This is a genomic window from Enterobacter sp. CFEC122 (genome assembly GCF_052983755.1).
The window spans coordinates 122,371-146,337 of sequence record NZ_JBRIQR010000003.1; the positions used below are offsets into that span (position 1 = coordinate 122,371).

21 protein-coding genes are annotated in these 23,967 nt (G+C 55.0%); 4 read left to right on the forward strand and 17 right to left on the reverse strand.

Annotated elements, in window-relative coordinates; all coding sequences use genetic code 11:
* Positions 1 to 50 precede the first annotated feature (50 nt).
* From ACVCAM_RS03945 to ACVCAM_RS04000, 12 genes are all read right to left on the reverse strand, one after another.
* The gene (locus tag ACVCAM_RS03945; protein WP_032651969.1) at positions 51 to 1,490 is read right to left on the reverse strand and encodes an anion permease; all 1,440 of its coding nucleotides are present in this window, start codon (positions 1,488 to 1,490) and stop codon (positions 51 to 53) included.
* 97 nt (positions 1,491 to 1,587) lie between these two features.
* Positions 1,588 to 4,182: a bifunctional aconitate hydratase 2/2-methylisocitrate dehydratase gene (gene acnB / locus ACVCAM_RS03950; RefSeq protein WP_025910945.1), complete on the reverse strand. Its 2,595-nt coding sequence runs from the start codon at positions 4,180 to 4,182 to the stop codon at positions 1,588 to 1,590.
* 17 nt (positions 4,183 to 4,199) lie between these two features.
* Positions 4,200 to 4,748 (reverse strand): RBBP9/YdeN family alpha/beta hydrolase, encoded by a 549-nt coding sequence (locus tag ACVCAM_RS03955; protein WP_039025287.1) that lies wholly within the window; start codon positions 4,746 to 4,748, stop codon positions 4,200 to 4,202.
* Between the two features lie 17 nt (positions 4,749 to 4,765).
* On the reverse strand, positions 4,766 to 5,641 hold the full coding sequence (gene citG / locus ACVCAM_RS03960; protein WP_407223383.1) for a triphosphoribosyl-dephospho-CoA synthase CitG: 876 nt from the start codon (positions 5,639 to 5,641) through the stop codon (positions 4,766 to 4,768).
* Positions 5,616 to 6,155 carry a citrate lyase holo-[acyl-carrier protein] synthase gene (citX, locus tag ACVCAM_RS03965; RefSeq protein ID WP_025910942.1) on the reverse strand — a complete coding sequence of 180 codons (540 nt, stop codon included), beginning with the start codon at positions 6,153 to 6,155 and terminating at the stop codon, positions 5,616 to 5,618. Before citX ends, citG begins: the two co-directional genes overlap by 26 nt.
* A gap of 5 nt (positions 6,156 to 6,160) precedes the next feature.
* The gene (gene citF, locus ACVCAM_RS03970) at positions 6,161 to 7,681 is read right to left on the reverse strand and encodes a citrate lyase subunit alpha (RefSeq protein WP_045410302.1); all 1,521 of its coding nucleotides are present in this window, start codon (positions 7,679 to 7,681) and stop codon (positions 6,161 to 6,163) included.
* Positions 7,682 to 7,712: 31 nt separating this feature from the next.
* Positions 7,713 to 8,588, reverse strand: a complete 876-nt coding sequence (gene citE / locus ACVCAM_RS03975; protein WP_023616934.1) for a citrate (pro-3S)-lyase subunit beta — start codon at positions 8,586 to 8,588, stop codon at positions 7,713 to 7,715.
* A complete protein-coding gene (gene citD, locus ACVCAM_RS03980) occupies positions 8,588 to 8,878 on the reverse strand; it encodes a citrate lyase acyl carrier protein (protein ID WP_407223384.1) in 291 nt (96 codons plus the stop codon). Before citD ends, citE begins: the two co-directional genes overlap by 1 nt.
* A 24-nt stretch (positions 8,879 to 8,902) precedes the next feature.
* Positions 8,903 to 9,970, reverse strand: coding sequence for a [citrate (pro-3S)-lyase] ligase (citC, locus tag ACVCAM_RS03985; protein ID WP_045410306.1), 1,068 nt, complete (start codon positions 9,968 to 9,970; stop codon positions 8,903 to 8,905).
* 18 nt (positions 9,971 to 9,988) lie between these two features.
* Entirely contained in the window at positions 9,989 to 10,852 is an 864-nt protein-coding gene (locus ACVCAM_RS03990) for a fumarylacetoacetate hydrolase family protein (RefSeq protein WP_213375243.1), read from the reverse strand.
* A 71-nt stretch (positions 10,853 to 10,923) separates the two neighbouring features.
* On the reverse strand, positions 10,924 to 12,198 hold the full coding sequence (locus ACVCAM_RS03995) for an MFS transporter (protein WP_407223801.1): 1,275 nt from the start codon (positions 12,196 to 12,198) through the stop codon (positions 10,924 to 10,926).
* 45 nt (positions 12,199 to 12,243) lie between these two features.
* The gene (locus ACVCAM_RS04000) at positions 12,244 to 13,332 is read right to left on the reverse strand and encodes a 4-oxalomesaconate tautomerase (RefSeq protein ID WP_032667216.1); all 1,089 of its coding nucleotides are present in this window, start codon (positions 13,330 to 13,332) and stop codon (positions 12,244 to 12,246) included.
* 153 nt (positions 13,333 to 13,485) lie between these two features.
* Between ACVCAM_RS04000 and ACVCAM_RS04005 the strand changes: the two genes are divergently transcribed.
* On the forward strand, positions 13,486 to 14,415 hold the full coding sequence (locus tag ACVCAM_RS04005; protein ID WP_025910926.1) for a LysR family transcriptional regulator: 930 nt from the start codon (positions 13,486 to 13,488) through the stop codon (positions 14,413 to 14,415).
* Between the two features lie 38 nt (positions 14,416 to 14,453).
* Here the strand turns inward: ACVCAM_RS04005 and nhoA are convergent, their stop codons facing one another.
* Complete coding sequence (nhoA, locus tag ACVCAM_RS04010; RefSeq protein ID WP_407223386.1) at positions 14,454 to 15,299, reverse strand: N-hydroxyarylamine O-acetyltransferase; 846 nt, start codon at positions 15,297 to 15,299, stop codon at positions 14,454 to 14,456.
* A 108-nt stretch (positions 15,300 to 15,407) separates the two neighbouring features.
* On the opposite strand from nhoA, the gene ACVCAM_RS04015 reads away from it, so the two are divergent.
* The gene (locus ACVCAM_RS04015; protein WP_023292319.1) at positions 15,408 to 15,980 is read left to right on the forward strand and encodes a flavin reductase family protein; all 573 of its coding nucleotides are present in this window, start codon (positions 15,408 to 15,410) and stop codon (positions 15,978 to 15,980) included.
* A gap of 35 nt (positions 15,981 to 16,015) precedes the next feature.
* Here the strand turns inward: ACVCAM_RS04015 and fusA are convergent, their stop codons facing one another.
* Positions 16,016 to 18,115 carry an elongation factor G gene (fusA, locus tag ACVCAM_RS04020; protein ID WP_021240221.1) on the reverse strand — a complete coding sequence of 700 codons (2,100 nt, stop codon included), beginning with the start codon at positions 18,113 to 18,115 and terminating at the stop codon, positions 16,016 to 16,018.
* Between the two features lie 160 nt (positions 18,116 to 18,275).
* On the opposite strand from fusA, the gene ACVCAM_RS04025 reads away from it, so the two are divergent.
* Positions 18,276 to 18,575: an ArsR/SmtB family transcription factor gene (locus ACVCAM_RS04025; RefSeq protein ID WP_008501755.1), complete on the forward strand. Its 300-nt coding sequence runs from the start codon at positions 18,276 to 18,278 to the stop codon at positions 18,573 to 18,575.
* On the opposite strand, the gene ACVCAM_RS04030 is transcribed toward ACVCAM_RS04025, so the two are convergent.
* Both ACVCAM_RS04030 and ACVCAM_RS04035 read right to left on the reverse strand, forming a co-directional pair.
* Positions 18,568 to 19,209 (reverse strand): DNA-binding protein, encoded by a 642-nt coding sequence (locus ACVCAM_RS04030; protein ID WP_407223388.1) that lies wholly within the window; start codon positions 19,207 to 19,209, stop codon positions 18,568 to 18,570. The two genes, ACVCAM_RS04025 and ACVCAM_RS04030, sit on opposite strands and share 8 nt — an antisense overlap.
* A gap of 121 nt (positions 19,210 to 19,330) precedes the next feature.
* Positions 19,331 to 20,662 (reverse strand): 2-hydroxycarboxylate transporter family protein, encoded by a 1,332-nt coding sequence (locus ACVCAM_RS04035; RefSeq protein ID WP_023327567.1) that lies wholly within the window; start codon positions 20,660 to 20,662, stop codon positions 19,331 to 19,333.
* Positions 20,663 to 21,077: 415 nt separating this feature from the next.
* Here ACVCAM_RS04035 and ACVCAM_RS04040 point away from each other — a divergent pair, with 415 nt between their 5' ends.
* Positions 21,078 to 22,763, forward strand: a complete 1,686-nt coding sequence (locus tag ACVCAM_RS04040) for an NAD-dependent malic enzyme (protein WP_023292315.1) — start codon at positions 21,078 to 21,080, stop codon at positions 22,761 to 22,763.
* Positions 22,764 to 22,807: 44 nt separating this feature from the next.
* Here ACVCAM_RS04040 and ACVCAM_RS04045 read toward each other — a convergent pair whose 3' ends face one another.
* Positions 22,808 to 23,809, reverse strand: coding sequence for a Kdo(2)-lipid IV(A) acyltransferase (locus ACVCAM_RS04045; protein WP_407223389.1), 1,002 nt, complete (start codon positions 23,807 to 23,809; stop codon positions 22,808 to 22,810).
* Positions 23,810 to 23,967 lie beyond the last annotated feature (158 nt).

Below are 23,967 nucleotides of genomic sequence, written 5' to 3' on the forward strand. Positions count from 1 at the left end.
CTACGTTCACACGCACGTAGGCCCGGTCAGGTGTAGACGCCACCGGGCGATTAATACTGCAGCATACCGTGCTGCATCAGGAAACCCCACCACGGAATGCCGAGGAACATGTGGATCAGAAACGTGCATAGCGCCACGACGGTGCCAATCGTCCACCATGACTTAATATCGTTATACCCCGAGGCGAAGATAATGGGTCCTGCCGCGCCGCCATAGTGCGTGATACAGCCGCCATACGAGTTGGAAAACAGAATGGCAAGCGCCAGCAGGACGGGCGCCGTTCCGGTGACGAGACCTACGGTGGCAAACACCGGCACCATGGCCGCGACGTATGCCCCGCCGGAGGCAAAGAAATAGCGAACCAGGACGCTGAGAAACACGATAATCACGATGGTCATATTACCGGCGCTGAGAAAATCCAGATGAGCAGAGAGGAAATCAGCCAGCCAGCGGAAAAAGCCCTCCTTGCTCAGGGTGGCGCTCAGACCGATGATGCCCCCGTACCACATCAGGGTATTCCAGCCGCCCTTATTTTTTTGAACATCGCTCCAGCCGATAATATTAAACAGCAGCGCTGCCCCCATCGCGATAATGGCGACGGCGGATTCATTTAGCCCAAGGTGACGAGAGAAGATCCAACCGAGTAACGCGGCGATAAAAATCACCACCAGCCCTTTCTCTTTGATGCTCATTGCCCCGAGGCTTTGCAGACCGTTGGTCGCAATTGCGACATTATCAATATGTTTAATTTCCGGGGAAGCAACCCGGTAGCAAATATAGGGAATGATACACAGCATCAATAACCCCAGCGGGGCGCCCGCCAGCATCCAGCCGATCCAGCTAATATGAATATGGAAAATATCTGAAATGAGCTGAAGCGCTAACGCGTTCCCGGCAAAGCCCGTTAAAAACATATAGCTGGTCGTTTTAGTGACCATATAGACATTGACCATTAAATAACGTCCGGCCTTGCGCGGTGACTCTTGTGGTGTTGACCCCAATACGGTCGCGATACTGTTAATAATAGGGAAAACCACCCCACCTGCCCGCGCGGTATTTGAGGGAGTGGCAGGTGCCAGAACCAAATCCAGCAAGGCGGTTACATAGCCCAGCCTCAGCGTCGTGCTGCCAAATTTCAGGATAAACCAGTAGGCAAGCCGTTTCCCCAGACCGGTGGTGACAAACGCCGCGCTAAGCGTAAAGGCGCTGAACACCAGCCAGGTGGTGCCGGAAGCGTATCCGCTCAGCACATCCATTGATTTGACGGGTGAATCCGGGAATTTTGTCACGGTAAAACAGGTTAACGCGACCGCGACGAGCATGATGACGGGTTCGGGATAAGGTTTAATGACCAGGCCAACGATAGCGGATAAATATATTCCTGCCAGTATCCACGCCTCTTTGGTTAATCCATCAGGCGGAGGAATAAATATTGATAATAATATTATTACGGCAAGTAAGATTGTTTTTAAAACATTGGATTTAAGCATGTCTCACCCATGAGAAAAAGGGTCCCTGAATGGCAGAGGATTCTCCTGAGAGACGCCTCTGCCGGATAAATACATTTGCTAAATAAATAATAAAAAACTACACGCTAACAACCGGAATATTATCACCTTCTGTGATTTGATATTCGGTCAGGGTGTCAAAACTGAGATAACGATAGATATTTTCATGCGCGCCGTGAAGTTTATCGGTATAGCGAAAATACTCGTCAACGGTGGGCATTTTACCCAGGATGGCCGCGACGCTGCTTAATTCTGCCGAGGCAAGGAAAACGCTGGCATTCGTTCCCAGACGATGCGGGAAATTTCGGGTTGACGTCGATACCACGTGGCTCCCTTCGCGCACCCTCGCCTGGTTCCCCATGCAGAGGGAGCAGCCCGCGGGCTCGATTCGCGCCCCCGACTTTATAAACTGGCTAAAATAGCCCTCACGGGAAAGCTGCCGGGCATCCATTTTGGTCGGAGGCGCGATCCACAGCCGCGCCTGGCTTTCACCGGCATCGGCCAGGATTTCACCCGCAGCGCGGAAATGACCGATGTTGGTCATGCAGGAGCCAATAAAGACCTCCTCTATCGGCGTGTTGGCCACCTCAGAAAGTAAGCGAGCATCATCCGGATCGTTTGGCGCGCAGACCACCGGTTCGGTGATTTCATTGAGATCAATCTCAATGACTGCGGCATATTCCGCATCAGGATCGGCCGAAAGCAGCGACGGGTTAGCCAGCCACGCCTCGATTTCAGCGATGCGTCGTTCAAGCGTGTCGGCGTTCTCATATCCCTGCTTAACCATCCAGCGCAGCAGGGCCGCGTTGGAACGCAGGTATTGTGCGACCTTGTCCTCCGACAGGCGCATCACGCAAGCGGCAGCAGACCGTTCAGCGGAGGCGTCAGCCAGCTCAAACGCCTGCTCTGCACTCAGTGTTTCCAGCCCTTCAATTTCAAGGATCCGGCCCGAGAAAATATTGCGCTTATTCTTTTTCTCGACCGTCAACAGGCCCTGCTTTCTGGCGTAGAGCGGAATGGCGTGAACCAGGTCGCGCAGGGTGATCCCTTTCTGCATCTCGCCCGTAAAGCGAACCAGCACCGATTCCGGCATATCCAGCGGCATAATGCCCGTTGCCGCGGCGAACGCCACCAGTCCGGAGCCGCCCGGGAAGGAGATCCCCAGCGGGAAGCGGGTATGGGAGTCGGCACCGGTGCCCACCGTATCCGGCAGCAGCATGCGGTTAAGCCAGGAGTGGATAATGCCGTCCCCCGGTTTCAGCGCGACCCCGTTACGACGGGTGATAAACTGCGGCAGCGTTTCATGCAGCCGAACATCCACCGGCTTTGGATACGCAGAGGTGTGGCAAAAAGACTGCATCACCAGATCGGCTGAAAACGTCAGGCACGCCAGATCGGTCAGCTCATCACGCGTCATCCCGCCGGTGGTATCCTGTGAACCGACTGTCGAAATCTTTGGCTCGCAATACTGCCCGGGACGGATCCCCGCGACGCCGCAGGCTTTACCAACCATCTTCTGGGCCAGCGTAAAACCGGCGGTGGAAGGCGCAGGCGCCGCAGGCTTACGGAAGACATCTGAAGGCGCGAGCTTCAGCGATTCCCGCGCTTTCGCCGTCAGGCTGCGTCCGATAATCAACGGGATCCGCCCGCCGGCACGCACTTCATCCAGCAGCACCTCGGTTTTAAGCGTAAAGGTCGTCACCAGACGCTGGCTTTCGGTCTCACGAATTTCGCCTTTCCAGGGATAAAGATCGATCAGCATCCCGGTCGTCAGCGTGGAGACATCCATCTCTACCGGCAAGGCACCGGAATCTTCGAGCGTATTAAAGAAAATGGGGGCAATCTTGCCGCCAAACACAAACCCGCCGTTGCGTTTATTCGGCACGAAAGGAATATCGTTCCCGATGTGCCATAAAATGGAGTTGGTGGCGGATTTACGTGACGATCCCGTTCCCACAACGTCACCAACATAGACCAGCGGCCAGCCAGCCGCTTTTAATTCTGCCAGCTGGCGCAGCGGCCCGCGCGCGCCGGGCTCATCCGGCTCAACCCCTTCCCGGGCGTTACTGAGCATGGAGAGCGCATGCAGTGGAATATCCGGCCGTGACCACGCTTCCGGCGCCGGAGACAAATCGTCAGTATTGGTCTCACCGGGCACCTTAAACACCTTCAGGGTGATTTTTTCAGCCATCGCCGGGCGGCGGGTAAACCATTCGGCATTCGCCCACGCGTGAAGCACCGCTTTCGCATGGACGTTACCGGCCATCGCTTTGGTTTCAAGCTGGCTGAATTTGTCAAAAATGAGGATGGTCGAAGAGAGCTGCTGTGCGGCCAGCGGTGCCAGATCCGGATGATCAAGAAGCGCAATCAACGGCTGGACATTATAGCCGCCCTGCATGGTACCCAGCAACGTGGTGGCCGCTTCAGGAGAGAGGCCGTTAACACGGTAGTCCTGCAAAGCCACCTTAAATAAAAATTCAGCTTTTAACTTTGCCGCAGGATCGACACCCGGTGGGACGCAGTGGGTTAATAAATCGATTAATTGCGGGTGATGTGTCGGCGCATCGTGAAGTAAACGCTGGATCAGCGCCGCTGTCTGTTCCGCTGTTAACGGTTTCGCCGGAATACCCGCCTCCTGGCGGGCTTTCCGGTGCTGAGTGTAATCATCTAACATAGGTTCTCCTGTTAAAGCTAAAGTTGTTCACAAAATTCTGTTAGCCGTTCGAGTCCGTAAGGCCATTCACCGTGGCCAGATTCGGCATTAATATGTCCGGCCTCGCCGATATCGATTAACTGCCCCTTCCAACAGGCAGCCCAGAACTGCGCGCGGGTGAAGCGCATCAGGGGATCGTTTCTGCTGGCAAACATCAGGCAGGGAACCGGTAATGGCGCAGGCTGAATGGCCTCTTCAAGTCCGAAAAACGCGGGCTCTGCCGGTGCGACCATCACCACCCCGGCGACGTTTACCCGCCGCGTTTGCAGCAGCCGGCATGACGCCAGCGCGCCAAAGCTATGGCCGACGAGGATGGCGGGCAGCTGACACGCTGCCAGCTCGCGGGTAATGGCGGAGACCCAGTTTTCAATATCGGGCTCGAACCAGTTTTTCTGCTGAATTCGCTTCCAGAAAGGAAAACGTCGGCCCCAGCAGCTTTGCCAGTGATGTTCATCGCTGTCTCTCAGACCCGGCACAAGAACCACGGTATAGACGCTACTGAGCTGCTTGAGGCGTTGTTCAATCATGACGTTTTCCTTTTCGATTATTCGCACGGAAACTGCGACAATAACCATCCGACGGCGATAAGATCTGCGCTCCCGCCCGGGCTTAAATTCCGGCGAATAAACTGAACGTCCATATTGGTTAAGGCATTAACGCGTTTCTCCGGCGTCAGATGTTTCACCGCTAAAATTCGTCTGGAATAGCGTCTGGCATAATTCAGCCCTTTTATTCCCCCCCGTGAAACAAGATTGGTATCCGGATTCGCCGCCATCAGCCCGAGCAACATTCTCAGTAACGCGTCATCCTCAGAGGCTCCCTGGCGCAGTGCCATTTCAAAGTGAGGTAGTCCGGCGTGGCGGACGGTGGCAAAACCGCTTTCAGCTTCCCCTCGGGCACCGGTTAAACCGTATGCCTGGAACTGCTGCTCGCCCTTCGTTTTCGCCACGCCGCGATTTTTCAGCTCCCGATCAACGATGCCAGCGCAAATCGCCTTGCTCTCATCGCACAGGCTGCGCTGCGTGAGGCTTTCCTGCCTTTGCGTCAGACGCCCTGCCGCGGCACACAACAGCCCCAGAGAGAAGATGCCGCCTTTATGGGTGTTCACCCCGCCGGTGGCGTTGAACATCGCCTGTTCGCAGGCCAGACCGACCGGCCTTATTGCCCGCAGCGTTTGCGGCCCGGCAAGACGGGCCGTCTCCCTGCCGACGTTAAAGAACGCGGTGAACCACGGGGCAATGGCCGCGATACTGGCCATAAACAGCGCGTAATTCATATCGCGATGCGCCCCGCTGTTGACGCGATCTACCAGACCCGGTTTCGGGGTCAAGCGAATTTCACGGTACAGGGCCTCGGCCGCCAGCTCCGCGAAGGGGTGCTGAACGTCTGGCGCATTACATCTGGCAAGCGAAGTAGTCATCGGTTAACGCCTCGATTACGCGCGTGAGCTCGGCCAGCGAATGACGTCGCATGCGGGAACAAACGTGAGCAGGTTCATGACAGATAAAGCATCTGCGCATCGGTTGCTGGATGGCGCTTCTTTTCAGCAGTCCCGTTTTCGGACACAGCACGTCGATATCCCACAGGCGTCCCAGAGGATGGTTATCTTCGAGATGCGCGGTGACGTGCTTGATCATCCAGGCCGGGGCCGCCACCGACCAGAGCGCTTCCGGCCCGGTGACCGGCTGCAGAGTCTGCTGGCGACAGACCGTCCACTGATGCGTGCGGAATAGCTCTCCGAGCGCCTCATTCGCAACGGCCATCACTCGTCGGGCCAGACCGGTATCCTTCACCGCCCCCGGCCAGACCAGCGTGACGGATACCACGGTATGATCCGACTGAAACAGCCACGCCTGCTGTCGGCGTGCGCGCTGCTCTTTTGATGTCAGAACCTGTTCCAGCGAAACAGGGGCGTTCGATGCGTTATCCGTCATGGGGATCACTCCTTCACCTGGTGAACCACATCAATCACGCTGCCGTCGCGGTAGCGCACCACGCCAACGATCCGGTCGGTAAACGCCACCGGCTTAGGCTCACCCGAGATGAGCAACGCCTTCTGATACAGCACCTCAATGTCGACGACGGGCAGCCCGGCGTGAATCAAGCGTTCGCGGACCTCCGGGCGCGCCGGGTTAACGGCAATACCGTGATCGGTAACCAGAACGTCAATGCTTTCGCCCGGCGTCACTAGGGTGGTGACCTGCCTGACAACGGTAGGAATTCGGCTGCGGATCAGCGGGGCAACCACGATGGTGAGATTTGCCGCCGCGGCGACGTCGCAATGCCCGCCCGACGCGCCGCGCATCACCCCGTCGGAACCGGTCAGCACGTTGACGTTGAACCGGGTGTCCACCTCCAGCGCGCTGAGGATAACCACGTCCACCCTGTCGCAGCAGGCGGCTTTTGCAGCCGGGTTCGCATACACGTTGGTGGAGATTTCCACATGGCCAGGATTGACGGTCATGGAAGCGGCCGCAGCACCGTCAAAGCTTTGCGTATCGAGGATCTTTTCAATGAGCCCCTTTTGATGCAGATCGACAATGCTGCCGGTGATCCCGCCGAGCGCGAACCGGGCGACAATATTGTGTTTGCGCATCCGGGCTTCCATAAACCGCGTACAGGCGGTGGATGCCGCACCTGAACCGGTCTGAATGGAAAAGCCGTTGCGGAAATAGCCAGAGTGTTCGATAACGTCGGCGGCAGAACGGGCAATCATCAGCTCACGTGGATTGCTGGTGACCCTGGCGGCGCCGACGCTGATTTTTGCCGGGTCGCCGACGCTCTCAATCTGCACCACATAGTCAACCCGGTCCTGAACGATACTGGCCGGCAGGTTGGGGAACGGCTTCAGGGTTTCGGTGAGCAAGACCACCTTTTTGGCATATTGCGCGTCGACCATAGCGTAACCGAGCGAGCCGCACTGCGATGTGCCGCCGTTGCCGCTGGCATTGCCATATTCATCGCTGCAGGACACCGCCAGAAAGGCGACATCAATGGCAATTTCACCCTTCTGAATCAGGTTCACCCGCCCGCCGTGGGAGTGGATCTGTACCGGCTCATCCATCAGCCCGTGTGAAATCGCATCCGCCAGCTCGCCACGCATGCCGGAGGTGTAGATTTTGCCAATCACGCCACTGCGAATATGTTCAATAAGCGGGGCATTGCACGACATTAACGAGCTGGACGCGAGCGTGATCCCTTTCAGACCGCGCTGAGCCAGCTTATCCATCACATAGTTGATCACCTTGTCGCCTTCGCGGAACGCGTGATGGAAGGAGACGGTCATGCCGTCATGCAAATCGCAACGGTCCAGCACCTCGTCCACGCTGGCAAAAAGTTTGCGCTGATATTTTTGCTGTGTATCAGAAAGATACGGCGTCGTCGCGTTAGCGCCGCTGAAGGCGACGTATTCACGACGCGTGCCGGGAATGTGGTGCAGGGTTTCTGTGAGATTTTTCATTATTCATCCTGTCGCTTGCGAAAAAAGGTGATTACTGACGAATGCCAGAGGCATTTTTGCGTTCGATAACAACCCGGGCATGGTTGATAATCGGCGCGTCGATCATTTTGCCGTTCAGCGAGATCACCCCGAGTCCGTTGCGTTCGCCCTCTTCTGCGGCAGCAATCACGCGCTGGGCGTAATCCACTTCTTCCTGCGTGGGCGCGTAGGCGTTGTGAAGAATTTCAATTTGTCGCGGATTAATCAGCGATTTTCCGTTGAAGCCCATCCGGCGGATGAGATCCACTTCTTTCAGGAAACCGGCCTCGTCATTGACATCGGCGTAGACCACGTCGAAAGCGTCGATCCCTGCCCCGCGCGCGGCATGTAATACCGCGCACCGCGCATAAAACAGCTCTGTTCCGTCGCCCCGCTCGGTTTGCATATCCATCACGTAGTCAAAGGCGGCGAGCGCAATCCCCATTAAACGGTCGGAGGATTTCGCAATGGCAACGGCATTAATGACGCCGACGGCGGATTCGATTGCCGCCATTAATTTCGTTGAGCCAACAGGACGCCCGCAGCTTTCTTCAATGCGGACGATTTCACGTTCGAGCTGATAAATATCTTCCGGTGTGTCGGTTTTCGGCAGACGAATAACATCCACCCCTGCCCTGACGGCGGCTTCCAGATCCTTTAAACCAAAAGGGGTATTAAGCGGGTTAATTCTGACAACGGTTTCAATATCGTTGTACATCGGGTGTTGCAGCGCGTGAAATACCAGAAGACGCGCGCTGTCTTTTTCTTTCAGCGCAACGGCATCTTCCAGGTCAAACATAATGGAGTCTGGTTTATAGATAAATGCCGTCGACAACATGGCAGCACTTGAACCGGGAATAAATAACATACTGCGACGTAACTTTTTCATTATAACGTTTCCCATGCAATGTCTTCCCGGGCTGTCCCTCTGAGCAGTGCAGCCTGCACGCGGGCGCGGATCACGCAGTCCAGCGCGCCTTTATCATCAATAATGATCTGCCCCTGTTCGATGTTGAACGCAGCCAGGGTTTCATAGACTACCTCTGCAATTCGGTCGCCGAATTGCTTATACACTTCGCTCTGGATGACCACGTCCAGCCCGCTCTCATCGGGGCTGACCTTAACCATGAGGTCGCTGGACTCCAGCGTTCCCGCCATCGCGGCTTGCACAATTTTCATATTCATTTTCCTGTGATAATGCACTTAAACCGCTGCCGTCAGCGGCTCGGATAAACAGGGCTGATGCTGTATTCCGTTATTCAGAAACGCGCGCGTGGTGGCAGGCACCATGCGGCTGGCGGCAGCGATGTTGTTTTCTTTTAATAAACGACGAACGGCTGAAGCCGATACCGGCACATTATTACCGTCCGTTCTTCTTTCTATTTCGTGTACGCTAATACGGGCCGCTGTGCTCGTCTCTTCTTCCAACCAGCGGTGCATCGCCCGGTTATATTCGGCGGTTAAAGGACAGAACGGCTCGGTACCCACGAAACGATGGTTAATATTCAACGCGGGGGCGATGTAATTTCTGAACAGCATGAGGTCAATTGCCGCGTAGGTTTTATCGATGACCTGCTTATCTTTCAGGAAATAGCTCGGGAATGTCCCGCGCGAAATAATATACGCCGACCCCGGATGAACGGTGACATTCGGCAGGTGCTGCGATCCGTCCCTGACCATCGCGAACCGTTCTTTAAACGAAAATGCCGAGACATCTTCCTGGACCACGAAAACATGTAACGCGTCGCACCGGCTCGCCGCATGCTCGATAAGATATTGGTGGCCGAGGGTGAACGGATTGGCGTTCATCACAATCGCGCCAATATTTTTCCCCGGCACGAAATGATGGCGGCGCAGCTGGCTGCAATAACGATGAATACCCACCGGCGTATTCTCCATTAATGACGCACGGTTCTCGACCGTCACCAGCGGATAAAACCCGCATCCGCGAAATGACTTCACGTTATCCGGACAGGTAAAGAGAAAGAGTTGATGTTCACCGTTCTGTGCCGCCTGAAGTTCGGCCTCATGGATTAACGTCAGGATTAACGACGTGCCCCGCCACCCGGCATCCACTGCGATGCACTTCAACGTGTTACCCGCAATGCCGGTGCAGGCGACAAGATGGCGCTGATAGCGGGCAACAATAAATTGCGCAATATCGTCATCAATACCTAAACCGTTGCGGGCCAGGAAGCGGACAACCTCTTCCCGGGACTGGGCGTTACCGGCGTTAATAACCTCAAACTCGGGTGTTCTGGCGGTGTACATCTTCTCTCTCCTGAGCGTTTAGACAGCTAACGCTTGTGGCTGCGGCTGGGCTTCCACAATGGTATTGACCAGCCGGCCAACATTTTCGATCTCCACTTCAACGCGATCGCCGTCGTGCAGAAACAGAGGTGGATTGCGCTTTTTGCCGACGCCGCCTGGCGAACCGGTAATAATGACGTCGCCGGCGCTGAGAGAGGTGAACGTACTGATGTAGGCGATAAGATCCGCCACTTTGTGGATCATGCTGCCTGTGGAGTCATCCTGAACCAGCATGCCGTTCAGCCAGGTGTGAATGGTCAGGGCGTGAGGATCGGGGATCTCGTCCGCCGTGGTCATGTAGGGGCCGAAGGCGCCGGTTTGCGTCCAGTTTTTACCGGCGGTGAACCAGGCGTGCTGCCAGTCGCGCACGGAGCCGTCCATGTAGCAGCTGTATCCCGCGACGTGGCTGAGCGCGTTTTTGACGTCAATTTGGCTACCGGGTTTACCGATAATTACGGCCAGCTCGCCTTCATAATCGAACTCGCTGGAGAGAACCGGTTTTATCACCGGCTGAGCATGCCCAGTTTGCGAATCAGGAAAACGGATAAACAGCGTGGGGGCATTATTCGTCTCAGCAAACTCTTTTCTTTTTTCAGCGTAATTCATCCCCACGCAGAAAATCTTTCCGGGCGCTTCTATAACGGGCAAAAAGGTCACGTCTTCAGGCCTAATATCCACCGGGCAATCGATATATTGTCTGGCGACATCAATCGCATCCCATTGAAGGAGATCTTTCAGGGTTGCATATTGATGGCCAATTTTATTACCCAGGTCGATAAAGCCCGACTCAGTATACATTCCGTAGCTTTTACGGCCCTGATGAATATAACTTGCTAGTTTCATAATAATACCTGATTAATATACGTGCTCATTCTGTGTTCACGCACCGAAGCGTGAACACATTGTCATGCTACTTACTCAGCTGACCGCGCTGGAACCAGAACCTGCTTATTACCAGATGCCAGATACGTAGCCACGACTACGCCAACGCCAAGTAATGCCAGAATAAATCCGGTCATTCCCTGCCAGCCCATTGAATGGAAGACAAAACCGTTGATAAAACCAATCACCGAACCGCCCATGTAGTAGAAGAATAAATAGAGCGCGACGGCCTGACCTCTTGCATGCGTGGCATTTTTACTGACCCAGCTTAAGCCGATAGAATGGCAGCCGAAGAAACAGCCGGTAAAAATCACTGCGCCAACAATAAAGGTGACAACGTTCGACGTGAGCGTCAGCAGCATGCCGAACGCCATGATCAGGAACAACACGCGCAGGACTTTCATTGCGCCATATTTTGCCGATAAGCGGCCTGCCTGCGGTGCCGTAAAGAAACTCAGGGCGAAGCTAAAGGAGAGCAGGCCTGCATTTGCCGGTGAAATATGGAACGGTTCACCTTTCAGGAAGAAGGCCAGATAGTTATACAGTGAGGTAAATGCGCCGAAGATAATAAAGCTGATGACAAACGCCAGCGCCAGATTTTTATTTTTGAAATGCGATGCTGCCCCTTTCACCATTCGCATCACGTCCAGGTTCTGGGTAGGGGTAAAATTTTTGGAATCTGGCAGCAGGAATTTCACCAAAATAGCAACCGCAATCAGGCTGACGGCAAAGCCGTAAAAGATGACATTAATGGAAACGTGGTCGATCAGCTGGCTGGCAACAATACGGCCGGACATGCCGCCCATCGAGTTACCGAAGACAAAATAGCCCGTCACGATGCCAGCTGCCACCGGTGCGACCTCCTCACTGATGTAGGCGGTTGCTGCCGCCGCGATGCCGCTCAGCGCCAGACCAATCACCGCACGCAGCGCCACCAGCATCGCCCAGGATTCCACCAGCGGGCAGAGCAGCGTCAGAATGCCGCCCAGCAGGAGGGAGACGATAATTAACCGCTTCCTGCCATAATGATCGGATAACGTCCCGGTAAACAGCAACCCAATTGCCAGCAAGGCCGTTTCTGCGGATAAGATAATACTCACCTGACTGACCGGAACATTATATTCCACGGCCAGCGTTGGAAGCAGTGGCTGAATAAAAAACAGAGAAGCAAGTTCTGCAAGCCCGGATAATGCGAGTGCCAGAATTACGCGAATATGCGCGCTGGCTTTTACAGGATCGGGCGCTTTCAGGGTATTGTTAGCATGCGTGAACGCCATAATAACCTCAGTATTATAGTTAAGGTACAGAATGTAATTGTTTAAGACAGGTATGTTTCTTAGTTTGGCTTTTACCTAATCAACTTCAGAGAGCATTTTTTCAGGTACGCAGACGACACCTTCAAATAGCTTACGGGAAGTACGAATTACCGCAGCTCGGGTATTTTCGATATTGTTCCCGTCCCTCAACAATGACACGGATATTTTTCCACTTGGGTGTTCAATATCAATAATATTGGTAAAGCGCTCTTTTGGACGACCAGCGACAATTTTAGCGGCGACGGAGCCTTCTATAAGCGTCGCGGTCGAAATACCAATCGAGCCGGTAATGGCCAGGGATTTATGGCAGGTGTGTGGCATGAAATACCGCACCTGAAGCGTTCCGCCGTTGCGCGCCCGGCTGAGGAGAACCGGTTTAGGGATCACTTTGTTTGACACATCCCCTAAGCCCATCGCCTCACCCGCCTGACGACGCAGGCTCTCCAGCCTTGCTTTAAACGCCGCATCGGCATCCAGTTCCGCGGGTGACTCCCCTCCTGTTTTCCCCAGTGCCGAGGCCTCAATCAATACCATCGGCATCGCCATATCAATACAGGTAACGTCAATACCGTCGAATACGTTTGTAACGCTGTCGGTCGGAAGCAATTTTCCTGTTTTGGAACCCGCTGAATTCAGGAAGGTTAAACCAATGGGCGCGGCAGTACCCGGAACTCCGTCAATCTGGGTATCGCCTTCATACACAACGCGATAATCCGGCGTTTGCACCTCGGCGTCGACCAGTGTTCCGGTGTTCAGATTGCGGATACGCACCGTTGTCACCGGGCTTTGCGCCTTCACCAGCCCTTTTTCTATCGCAAAGGGCCCCACCGCGCAGAGCATATTGCCGCAGTTTGGCGTGGTATCGACGCGACGTTCATTCACCATCACCTGTGCGAATAAATAATCCACATCAGCGTCCGGGCTGTCGGAAGGACTGACGATGGCCACCTTACTGGTTTGCGGGCTTCCACCGCCAATGCCATCAATTTCAAGTTCATGACCTGCGCCCATCAAGCTGAGTAACACCGCGTCGCGCGCTTCGGTTTCCTCAGGCAGGTCGCTGGCCAAAATAACGGGGCCTTTTGACGTACCGCCACGCATTAATACGCAAGGGATCTTTAACATGTGTTTTTCTCATTTCGTTTTATCAGGAACGCAATAAGGTTTTCACACTCCAGTTGATAACTCTAATGTCAAAAAAAGCGGGATTAATACGTTTTGCACATTAATAGCCCTTGCGTTATCGTGGTTTAAGAAAAGCGAAAATGGGATGCAGACATGCAACATGAATTACAGGGAATACAAGCGTTTGTAAAAATTGCAGAAATCGGATGTTTTACAAAAGCGTCGCAATTTCTTCATATTTCACAACCGGCGTTAACACGAAGAATTCAAAAACTGGAAGAAAGTCTGGGTACCACGCTATTTGAGCGTTCAACGCGCAGCGTCAAGCTCACGACGGTGGGAAGAGAATTTTTACCTAAGGCAAAGAATTTAATCGATTTTTATGAAAGCTCAGTCCTGAGTATTAAAGAGATGGCGACGCATCAGGCCGGGGTTATTACGGTTTCCTGTATCCCTACTGCCGCCTTCTATTTTCTGCCTTCAGTGATACGAGATTATAACAATGACTATCCAAACATCCGGATCCGCATCCTTGAGCACAGTGCCAGCGATTGTCTCGAAGCGGTTTTAAATGGCGACGCAGATTTCGGCATAAATATGATAAACATCACACATCCGAATATCGATTTTGCCCCGCTGGTAAACGAACCCTTTGTTCTGGCATGCCGCCGCGACAATGAACTGGCGAAAAAACCGCTGGTGACCTGGGACGATCTGGCAGGCATGAAGCTGATTGGAGTCAGGCGTTCCAGCGGGAACCGTTCGCTTATCGATCAGGCTTTTGAAAAGATGGACTGGAAGCCGAACTGGTTTTACGAAGTGCGTCACCTGTCAACGTCACTGGGGATGGTAGAGGCGGGTCTCGGGGTGTCTGTTGTGCCGAGTCTGGCGATGCCGACCGATGAACATCATGTCCTTGTTAGTCGCCCGCTGATTGAACCCGTCATCCGGCGAACGCTGGGGCTAGTACAACGCCGGGAAAACCCTCTCAGCCCGGCGGCGGAAAAATTCAGAGAGCTGCTTGTTCAGCTATGGTCAGCGGAAAACAACAGCCCGTGGATTGGCAAGTTTACTCAGCTGTAAGCCATGACATGACAAAGGGGCTAAGGCCCCTTTGCGCATTATTTTCCCGCCTGAGGATGTGTATCAAAGCCCGCCATCACCGCCGTCAACTCTGCAAGTGAAAAACCGTGTTTTGCATCGTCAACGCCCAGCCCAAAGCGTTCCTGCAGCAGCTTATACAGCGCCTCCGCATCCGGCAAATGGATCTGCTCCTGCACATGACCGTTCTGCCAGTGGGTAAAGTTGAAGTTGGTCAGCGTCAGCTTGCCGCCGTCCGGCAGATGGCGGCACATCAGCAGATGATGGCGGAAATGCGACTGCGGCCAGTGCGCCGACCAGAAATTCCCCATCACGTAATCGCTGAAATACTGCGTCGTCAGGTCAAAGTGGTACATCGACTGCCAGTGCTCGTGGTGGCGGAACTGCAGCACCCAGTCGTTGCCCTCGCTCAGCAGACGATACAGACCGTGCGGCGTTTCCTGCTCCTCGTTAGCGAGTAAACGAATCGGCGCCGTCAGCGTCTGGCCGCCAAACCCCACGTCCGCAATCCAGCGCTCACCGTTAAGCTCAACCAGCAGCAGGCGGTGCGTGCGCGGCGGCATTTGCGGCGGGCTCGCTAATACCACGCGCCCCAATACGCTGCGCACGGTAAACCCGACGTCACGCAATACCCGCTCAAACAGGCCGTTTTGCTCAAAGCAGTATCCCCCACGACGGGCGGTCAGCAATTTGTCGACCAGACACTGGTCTTCGAGATGAATTTCGCGCGGCAGGACGACATCGATATTCTCAAACGGGATCGCGCAGTTGTGATGTAAATGCAGTGCGCGCAGGGTGTCTATATCAGCAGAAGCCGGTTGCTTCCAGCCGATGCGGGCGAAATAGGCGGTCAGAAAGGGGGACATATATCAGTTTCCTTTGATAGTGACGCTGTGTTTATAAACTAATTCTACGCGCTCACTTTGATTTACGTGCTTTTTCGTCATACTCATCGTTACAGATGAGGAGATCCTATGAGCCACTTTCGCCCTGTTGAATTACGTCATGCCAGCCGTCTGCTCAACCACGGTCCTACCGTACTGATTACCAGTCGTGATGAAACGATCGACAGACGTAACGTTATGGCCGCCGCATGGTCCATGCCCGTTGAGTTTGAACCGCCACGCATCGCGATAGTCGTGGATAAAAGTACCTGGTCACGCGAGCTGATCGAACGCAGCGGGAAATTTGGCATCGTCATTCCCGGCGTGGCGGCGGCCAACTGGACTTACGCGGTGGGCAGCGTCAGCGGGCGCGACGAGGACAAATTCAACTGCTACGGGATCCCGGTCGTGAATGGCCCGGAGCTCGGCCTGCCGGTCATTGAAGAGAAATGCCTGGCGTGGATGGAATGCCGGTTATTACCCGTGACCTCCGCGGCAGAGAAATACGACACGCTGTTTGGTGAAGTGGTTTCAGCGGCAGCGGATGAGCGGGCGTTTATTGCCGGACGCTGGCAGTTTGACGGGGATAAGCTCAATACCCTGCATCATCTTGGAGCCGGGACGTTTGTGGCGAGCGGGAAGATGGTGAAGGCGCTGGATTGAGAAAACCCTCCCCCTATTGGGAGAGGGTGACCGTACTACTTCGCACGCCGTGCAATAATCTCATCCGCAACATTCCGCGGGGCTTCCGCAAAATGATGGAACTCCATCGTATACGTCGCGCGTCCCTGGGACATCGAGCGCAATGTCGTGGCATAACCAAACATCTCCGCCAGCGGCACGTCAGCGCGAATAATCTGGCTTCCGTATTGCTCTGCCATCCCCTGCACCATGCCGCGGCGGGAAGAGAGATCGCCCATGATGTTACCGGCGTACTCTTCCGGTGTTTCCACCTCCACGTGCATGATCGGCTCAAGGATCGCCGGATCCGCCCTGCGGGCGCCCTCTTTAAAGCCGAGGATCGCCGCCATGCGGAACGCCATCTCCGAGGAGTCGACGTCGTGATACGAGCCAAACGTCAGCGTCGCTTTAACATCGACGACCGGATAGCCCGCCAGCACGCCGCTGTTCATCGCTTCCCGCAGCCCTTTCTCAACGGACGGGATATACTCGCGCGGCACCACGCCGCCCTTGGTGGCATCTTCAAATTTAAAACCACTTCCGGGCTCCAGCGGCTCCAGACTCAGGACCACATGGCCGTACTGGCCTTTACCGCCGGACTGTCGGACAAATTTGCCTTCGATGTCCTTCACCGTTTTACGCAGGGTTTCACGGTAGGTCACCTGCGGACGACCGATATTTGCCTCGACGCCAAACTCACGCTTCATGCGATCGACGATAATCTCAAGGTGTAGCTCACCCATCCCGGAGATAATGGTCTGACCGGACTCTTCGTCAGTGTGCAGGCGGAAAGACGGATCTTCCGCCGCCAGACGCTGCAGCGCGATGCCCATTTTCTCCTGATCGCCTTTGGTTTTCGGCTCAATCGCCAGCGAGATCACCGGGTCCGGGAACTCCATGCGTTCAAGCGTAATGACGGCGTTCGGATCGGTGAGCGTGTCGCCGGTGGTCACGTCTTTCAGCCCCACGCAGGCCGCGATATCCCCGGCGCGCAGTTCGTCCACCTCGTGGCGATCGTTGGCATGCATCAGTACGATTCGCCCGATACGCTCTTTCTTCCCTTTTACCGGGTTATACACCGCGTCGCCTTTACGCAGCACGCCAGAGTAGACGCGGATAAAGGTTAGCTGCCCGACGTACGGATCGCTCATCAGCTTGAACGCCAGCGCCGAGAACGGCTCATCATCGCTCGGGTGACGCTCCGCGTGCTGCCCTTTTTCATCCACGCCATCAATGGCCGGCACGTCCAGCGGCGACGGCATCAGCTCGATCACCGCATCGAGCATGCGCTGCACCCCTTTGTTTTTAAACGCGCTGCCGCAGAGCATCGGCTGGATCTCGCCCGATATGGTGCGAATACGCAGCCCTTTAATAATTTCCGCTTCCGTCAGGTCGCCGGTTTCCAGGTACTTGTCCATCAGTTCATCGCTGGCTTCCGCCGCCGCAGAGACCATTTTTTCACGCCACTCTTGCGCGGTACTGACCAAATCGTCCGGCACGGGCGCATAGGTAAACACCATGCCCTGCGTCGCATCGTCCCACAGAATGGTGCGCATCTTGATCAGATCCACCACGCCGGTGAAGTGATCTTCGGCACCCACCGGGATGACAATCGGCACCGGATTGGCCTTCAGGCGTTCCTGCATCATCCGCACGACGCGGAAGAAGTCGGCACCCGGACGGTCCATTTTGTTGACGAAGGCCAGACGCGGTACGTGATATTTATTGGCCTGACGCCAGACGGTTTCCGACTGCGGCTGCACGCCGCCCACGGAGTCATACACCATCACGGCACCGTCGAGGACGCGCATGGAACGTTCCACCTCAATGGTGAAATCCACGTGCCCCGGGGTGTCGATGATGTTAATCCGGTGCGGCTCATAGCCTCTGTCCATACCTGGCCAGAAGCAGCTAACCGCCGCGGAGGTAATGGTGATCCCGCGCTCTTGCTCCTGCGCCATCCAGTCAGTGGTTGCCGCGCCATCGTGTACTTCACCCAGCTTGTGGCTCATCCCGGTATAAAACAGGATGCGCTCGGTGGTGGTGGTTTTACCGGCATCGATATGCGCGGAGATACCGATGTTGCGATAACGTTCGAGAGGGATGGGTCGGGGCATGATATTTCCTTAGTCAGTATGACGTGTTTGTGACGACCAGGATGGTCGTGCATTCGTTCGTTTGCTATAATAGTCCTATTGTACGAGTATTATCGAACTATTTTTTAAGGATTGACCTATTGTTGATATAGCTCAATCTGACGCCATACGCAGGAAAACGATGATCCCTAACCACCCTGAAACTGAACAAATACTGCTGGAAAATGTGCTCTTTGCCCTCGGCAACCCGCTCCGGCTATCGATTATTCGCCGGCTCGCCGACGGCAGCGAACTGAGCTGTAACGCGCTGCGCCCGGAGGACGTGGTGAAGTCCACGATGACCCATCACTGGCGCGTATTGCGCGACAGCGGGGTCATCTGGCAGCGTCCGCAGGGACGCGAAAACATGATTTCATTGCGACGAGACGATCTGGATACCCGTTTTCCGGGGCTGATGGCGATCCTGCTGCAGGTTAAGTAATTTCAGTCCCTTCCAGGCGATAGACCGGGATCTGCCGGGTTGTTTTGGTAAGCGTATCGAACACCTCGGCGTTGGACGTCACGATCCGCATCCCTGTTTTGCGTAACCGTTGTACATCAGCCGCGATGCGCTGAATGCCAAACCAGAAAAGCCCGTCAAGCGCGGTTACAGACAGCCCGTTGTCCAGCGCCAGTTTGAGGCGTTCCTTTGGCGCTTTCACCTGCTGGGCAATTTGTCGGTAAGACGCTTCCGTCGCGCCCGTGGCGTCACTGCGCTGGATCCGCGTCTTCAGGTGATAGGTAAACTCGTCAGGTATGCCGTCCAGATCCCGTTTAAGGCTGTAGACGCAGCCAAAGCGCTTGCCGTTAAACAGAACATTTTTCTGACTGAGCTGAAGCTCTTTCCTGACGGCATCAATCAACTGGGGCGCACGGGTGAGAAGCAGCCTGAAGGGCAGCTCGAAGCTGGTGACGTAATCCACATTAAGCAACGCGAGGCGCAGCCGCTCCTCTGCACCGGCCTTTTGCTCACGACACTCCTCCAGAACCTCTGCCCACTGGCGCGTCAGGCGCTCCGGTTCGGCAGCTTCGGTCAGGAGATATTTTTCAATCTGATAATCAACTCTTCCGGTCATCGTGTGGTATCCCGTCGCTGTGGCTGCGGTAATTCTATACAGCGCGGTGAGTTTTATAAAGGACTGAACCGCAGCGACACGCTGTAAATGTCGTTGCGATTCAGTATCCTGACGATTCGAATCAGTGCGCCATAATCCAGCCCATCAACAGCGTGGCGAAAATCACCGTTGAGGCACCGCCAATACGCGTCGCGATCTGCGCGAACGGCATAAGCGACATGCGGTTGGAGGCGGACAGAATGGCCACATCTCCCGTACCGCCCAGCCCACTGTGGCAGCAGGTTACAATCGCCGCTTCCACCGGATACATATTCAGACGCGACGCAATCACGTAGCCGCTCAGCGCCATCGCAATCACCACCGATCCGCATACCACTACATAGCCCACCGAGAAGACCGACACCACGCTTTCAAGCGGCACGTATAGCATCCCGAGGCCGATCATCAGCGGCCAGACCAGCGCAGCCGAAACGAATTTATAGCAGCTGTGCGCCCCCTGCTCCATTGAGGCCGGGATCACCCTGAAGTATTTACACAGGACGGCAATCAGGATCATCAGCACCGGGCCGGGAATATGGACCAGTTTTTCAAACAAGCCTCCGACGATGAAAAACGCGCACACCATCAGCAATCCGCCGCCCATCAAATGAAAATCCGTCTGCTGAGCGCCAGGCGCCCCGGCGAACAGGCTGGCGTCGTCTTTACTCCGCGTGAGCATGCCATTTCCTGAAAGCGCAGGACGTTTCGTCCCGAGACGCGCCAGCGAGCCGGCACAAATAATGGCGAAGATATTTCCGACGACCGCAGCGGGAGCCAGCTGCGCCACGTAGACGTCCGGCGTCTGCCCCAGGATTGCCGAATAAGCCAGAGACAGGGGCAAAATCCCCTCGCCAATTCCACCGCCAATGATAGGGACAATGATAAAGAAGAAGGTGTGGTAAGGCGTATACCCAAACAGCGTTCCCACAATAAGCCCGCTCAGCACGGCCATCAGTGTTCCCGCCACCAGCGGAACAAACATGCGCATCATGCCCTGGATCAGCAGCACCCGGTTCATCCCCAGGATGCTGCCGACCACCAGGCAGGCGATGACGAAATAGAGCAGATTCGCCTCCTTCATCAGCAGATGCACCGTATCAAGGGTTTGTTTCCCGAATGCGCCAAAATAGACCAGCACGGAAGGCACCATCAGACACAGGATCGCCGGGCCGCCGATGTCCTTCAGCACGGGGATTTGACGGCCCACTTTGGCAAACGCAAAACCAAGGGTCATGATGACCGCCAGTCCGCCTATCATATTTTTCGGCAGCAGCCCTGCCCAGGCGGACGTCGCCACAATCGCGGCAATCCCGACGAACAGCATCAGCGGAACCGCGCCCACCTCGGTCGTGTTAAGCCCAAAAGCAAAACGCGAGGTCGACAGCGCGGAAGTCGGTACAGGATTATCTTTCATATAATCACCTGAAATTTGTGTTCGGATATACAGAGAAAGGAATAAGCGGAAAACTATTCCTGATTCGAATAAATGTTCTTAAATAGAAAATAATGACTTTGGTGGCCTTTTCTCAAAAACAGGCTCAGCGTGAAATTAACATGGGCTTTCGAAGAGAAATGTGAACACAACAGCCCTTTCCTTTTAAATAATTTAATTCATTATTATGTAACTAAATTTATTCATGGCATTCAATGCAATTCTTTTGAAATTAATAAAACCAGAAATAATGTGACCCTTATCACTCCTGCTCCGTTAGCTAAGCGCTAAATTAGCTCCCCAACAAAACACAGAAAACCCCGTGTCTTTATCATCCTTAAAGTCACTGTTTCTGCTCGTCTTATTTCTGTTTCGTTTAAATATTCAGGAGTTAACCATGTCTCGTAAAGACGTTCTGTACACGCCCTATAATGGCGCCGTACTGCTGGAAAATCCGTTATTAAATAAAGGCCTCGCCTTTATTAAGGAAGAGCGGGATAATTTTAATCTGCATGGATTATTGCCGCATAACGTTGAAACCATTGAAGAGCAAACGGAGCGCGCCTGGGTGCAGTTCTGCCATTTTAAAAGCGACATTTCCCGCCATGTTTATTTGCGCAATATTCAGGACACCAATGAAACCCTCTTTTACAACCTCCTGCGTTCGCATCTGAAAGAGACGTTACCGATTATCTATACCCCGACGGTGGGTGAAGCCTGCGAGCATTTCTCCACGATTTATCGCCGCGCGCGCGGCTTGTTTATTTCATGGCCTAACCGCCACCGCATTGATGAGATGCTGCAAAGTTTCTCGCGCAACGACGTTCGGGTGATTGTGGTAACGGACGGAGAACGCATTTTAGGCCTCGGCGACCAGGGTATCGGCGGTATGGGCATACCGATTGGCAAGCTGTCGCTGTATACCGCCTGCGGAGGGATCCATCCGGCCTCCACCCTGCCGATTATGCTGGATGTCGGCACCAATAATCAGCAACACCTCGACGACCCGATGTACATGGGCTGGCGTCACCCGCGCATCAGCGACGACCAGTACGCTGAATTTATGGATATGTTTATCAGCACGGTTAAGGCGCGCTGGCCCAACGTTCTCCTGCAGTTTGAAGACTTTGCGCAGAAAAACGCCACCCGACTTCTGCAGCGCTACCGCGACCAGCTGTGCTGCTTCAATGATGATATCCAGGGCACGGCAGCCGTCACCGCCGGGACGCTGATCGCGGCGGCGCACGCGGCGGGGACGCGCATTCGCGACCAGCGCGTGGTGTTCCTGGGCAGCGGCTCTGCCGGATGCGGGATTGCTGAAAAAATTGTGGCGCTAATGGTCGATGACGGCCTGAGCGAGTCGGAAGCCCGCAGCCGGATCTTTATGGTCGATCGCTTCGGCCTGCTGACCGACGACATGACCAACCTGCTCGATTTCCAGAAAAACCTGCTCACCGCGCGCGACGCCGTTAGTCGCTGGCAGGTAGACTCGCAAAATATTTCCCTGCTGGACGTGGTGAAGAACGCGCATCCCACGGTGATGATCGGCGTTTCAGGCCAGCCGGGGCTGTTCAGTGAAGAGATCGTCAAAGAGATGCATCGCCACTGTCCGCGCCCAATCATCATGCCGCTCTCGAACCCAACGTCGCGGGCGGAAGCCCAGCCGCAGGACCTTATCGCCTGGACCCAGGGTGCCGCGCTGGTGGCCACCGGCAGTCCGTTCGCCCCGGTATTCTGGGAGAATGCGCACTATGAGATTGCCCAGTGCAACAACGCCTATATCTTCCCGGGCCTTGGGCTGGGCGTGCTGGCCTGTAACGCGCGCCGGGTGACGGAAGAGATGCTGATGGCAGCAAGCCGCAGCCTGGCCGCGCAGTCTCCGCTCGTGACCACGGAAAGAGGAGGATTACTGCCGCCGGTAGATCAGATTGAAACGGTCTCACGCCAGATTGCCGTTGCCGTCGCCCGGGCCGCCATTGAACAAGGCGTGGCGCCAGCGTTAGATGATGAAACCCTGATGGCGCGTATCGAGAAAACCTGGTGGCAGGCGGACTATGCACCGTACCGCCGATCCGCGCTGTAGCGCCGGTCATGCCCTCACCGCAGGGTGAGGGCATCGCTGTGGTGTCAGTGCTGTATGCGTGAACGGTCAGAAAAATCGCTGGCGGAGAGACTATCAACCCGAGTTGCCGCCTGCTTCAGACGGGCATACCGGTCAGGTACCCCTTCAGGACGGGTTTTGAAGCGACGGTGCAGCCACATATACTGCTCTGGGGCCATGCGTACGGCCTGCTCAATTGCCCTGTTCATCTGCGTCGCCACGGCTTCTTTATCGCCGCCCTGCAGCGCCTCGCTGATATCCTCCAGAATAATCAGCTCGTAACCGGTGCCATCCGCCCTGCGGCGCGGCACAAAGGGGATAACGGCAGGGTTAGCGCTTTTGACCAGCATATAGCTGCCCGCCGTCGTCGCGGCATCCGGCACCGCAAAGAACGGCACAAACACGCTGTTGGTTTTGCCATAGTCGTGATCCGGGGCGTACCACAAAATTTCATGCTGCTTCAGCGCGCGGATCATGCCCTTTAAATCATGGCGATCGAGCATGGTTTTGTTGGCGCGCAGGCGCCCGCGCGTCTGAAGCCAGTCCAGCAGAGCATTGTTATTAGGACGATAGACCCCGATACCGGGGTTAAGCATGCCAAATATCCGCGCGCCCAGCTCAAGGGTCAGAAAATGTATCCCTACCAGCACCACGCCTTTTCCCTGCGCCCTCGCCTTTTCCATGTGCTCATACCCCTGCACGGTAAAGCATTTCTTTACCCGCCATGCAGGCCAGAACCATGCCATTCCGGTTTCGATTACCCCCATTCCTACCGATTCAAAATTACGCTGCAGCAATGACTCGCGTTCATCCTTTTTCATCTCCGGGAAACAAAGCTCCAGGTTGCGGCGGGCAATCTCAACGCGGCGAGGCAGTAAGCGCATCGCCAGTCGACCCAGGCCATGACCGATTCTGAACAGAAACGGATAAGGGAGCAGCATGATGAGCCACAGAGCCGCAATGCCGGCCCAGCTTAGCCAGTAACGGGGATGAAGAAAGGCGAATGAAAAACGGGGTAATTTTGTCATCAGAAAATTATCCTTTAACGTGTCTGTCCTTAATTGATTCTGTTGGAGATCTTTCCTAAGGATGAATAATATGCCAGTCAGAAACGTTAATTGTAGCGGATAAGACAAAACGCATTTTTATCGATTTTTGCGAAAAACGGGAAGTCAAGCCGGGAAGG